Source organism: Zavarzinella formosa DSM 19928 (assembly GCF_000255705.1).
In the GTDB taxonomy this organism is placed as follows: Bacteria; Planctomycetota; Planctomycetia; order Gemmatales; family Gemmataceae; genus Zavarzinella; species Zavarzinella formosa.
The window spans coordinates 162,873-164,637 of the sequence record NZ_JH636451.1 but is presented as its reverse complement, the minus strand read 5'-3'; the positions used below and the strand labels follow the sequence as shown (position 1 = coordinate 164,637).

At 66.9% G+C, this 1,765-nt stretch carries 3 protein-coding genes; 1 reads left to right on the top strand and 2 read right to left on the bottom strand.

Features of this window, described 5'->3' with window-relative positions; genetic code table 11:
- A partial coding sequence (locus tag BGIM_RS0143345; protein WP_193789075.1) for a hypothetical protein occupies positions 1-797 on the top strand: 797 nt, incomplete at its 5' end.
- 131 nt (positions 798-928) lie between these two features.
- On the opposite strand, the gene BGIM_RS0143340 is transcribed toward BGIM_RS0143345, so the two are convergent.
- Together BGIM_RS0143340 and BGIM_RS0143335 are read right to left on the bottom strand one after the other, a co-directional pair.
- Positions 929-1,123 carry a hypothetical protein gene (locus tag BGIM_RS0143340; protein WP_020475830.1) on the bottom strand — a complete coding sequence of 65 codons (195 nt, stop codon included), beginning with the start codon at positions 1,121-1,123 and terminating at the stop codon, positions 929-931.
- A gap of 42 nt (positions 1,124-1,165) precedes the next feature.
- The gene (locus BGIM_RS0143335) at positions 1,166-1,504 is read right to left on the bottom strand and encodes a hypothetical protein (protein WP_157369871.1); all 339 of its coding nucleotides are present in this window, start codon (positions 1,502-1,504) and stop codon (positions 1,166-1,168) included.
- Between the last annotated feature and the right edge of the window lie 261 nt (positions 1,505-1,765).

Here is a 1,765-nt window from a genome sequence, read left to right as displayed (position 1 = left end):
GGCTGGCGGCCGAGGTGCGGCAGCTCAGGACAATGATCCAGGCCCAGCATCGGGCCGCCCTCAATGCCGGCCTGACCAAATTCAAGAACGAGCTGGACATCGCGGCCGCGCATCCGGGCCGGGCGGACACCCTGTTCGAGGCGGCGGTCAATGACCTGACCGACAGTTCCGCCAATTACGCGGAGCAACTCCGAACGCGTCTTGCGGACGCCGACCAGACGTACTGCTGGCTGCTGGCCCGGCACCTGACCGTGTCGTCCCTCGGGGAGGCCGCGGTTAACCTGCGGCTCGGCCAGAAGGGGCTGGCGGTGCAATCACTGGAGACCGCCCTTGTCCCGCTCAGGGAGCACGCCAAATCGGTGTTTGCCCGGACGGTGGCCGCCGATCCGGCCCGGTTCCTGAGGCCCGCCCTGGCCGCCCACGGGATCACGCTGGAAGTTGTCGCCGAATTGTACCGGCAGGCCGGGCACGCCGGGGCGGTCGGGCCGGAAGAAAGGCTCTCCGCCGCCGAACGCTTTGAGGCCCTGCGGGGCTGTTTGCACACCACTCGCGACCCGCGGTTCCGGGTGGCGTCGGCGGTCCGCCGGAGACTGGCCGAATGGTCGGAGGCGTCGGCCGTGGTGGAGGAGGTGAACCGGGTCCGGGGACTGTCTCTGACCGTCCGGGCGTATCACCAAGCGGACCGGACATACGACGACTTGGCGGCGGAGATTCTCCGCGAAGCACTGGCCCGCCAGACGGCCGACGGCGCCTGTCTGGCATTTTTCCCCGCCCAAGCCGGGGAGGAGACCGACTGACACGTAAGAAAAAGCAAGCCGCCCCAACGTCCGGGACCGCATTCAACCAGCCATGTCACCGTCCCCATCCTCCTTGTCGGAGGCCGGGCCGGTGACATGACCGCGTGTCAAAAGCTCCGCCCGCATCAGGGTCAGCGGGTCACGGACAGGCGGCAGGAGGCCAGTTCGGGGAATGCCCGGAGGATGGCCCGGGCCGCCTGCCGGAGCCGGTCCGTGAACTCGTGGCCCGCGAGAGTCAGTCGAATGGCATCAATCTCGGCCTCCGGCAGATCCTCCGCAACACGGATAATGATGTGCAGTTCGTCGATCAAGACGGTTCTCTTCATGGGATGCTCCGTCGGGACAAGGTGGCGGGCCGGGTGTGCGGCTCAGAGGCCGAACAGATCCATGAAGCCCAGAATCACCATTCGGGTGACCATCGAGCCGGCCGCCAGAAATCCAAACAACACGGCGGCCCGGCCCGTCTTCAGGCCCAGGCCGGCGAACGCGGCCGCGGCCCAGGCCAGCAAGTTCAGGACGTATCCGGCCGGGAAGGGAACGAACGACGTGAGGGCGACGGCCCCGACCGCCAAAACGGCCGTGGCTTTGCGGTTGGAAAGCACGGCCGGATCGGGACCGCCGGTCGTGCTTTGACACAACGACACGGACACAAACCAGCAGGCGGCCGACAAAGCGGTGAAGATCAACAAAGCCAGAAAATAAACCATCTCATGATCCTCCGACAAACTCAAGACGGGAAAAAGCGTTTTCAGAATCGGCAAACTGGACAGGGTCGGGGTGAGCACAGCGACAGGACTCCGCGCGGACTGACACGCCCCCAAGGGCGTCTGACCGGCCGGAGCCCCCTCACGCCGACCACAACCGACCATGCCCCGACCCAACGGAAAAATCAAACGGAGCCGGCGAGCCCCATGGCCCGGACGGATCGTCGCAGCCAGGCTCCGGCCTGCGCGGCGACGGCGGCGGCC

Excerpts from the sequence above, each read along its gene's own strand:
- BGIM_RS0143335 (WP_157369871.1), bottom strand. The coding sequence starts at position 1,504 with ATGGTTTATTTTCTGGCTTTGTTGATCTTCACCGCTTTGTCGGCCGCC.
- BGIM_RS0143340 (WP_020475830.1), bottom strand. The coding sequence starts at position 1,123 with ATGAAGAGAACCGTCTTGATCGACGAACTGCACATCATTATCCGTGTT.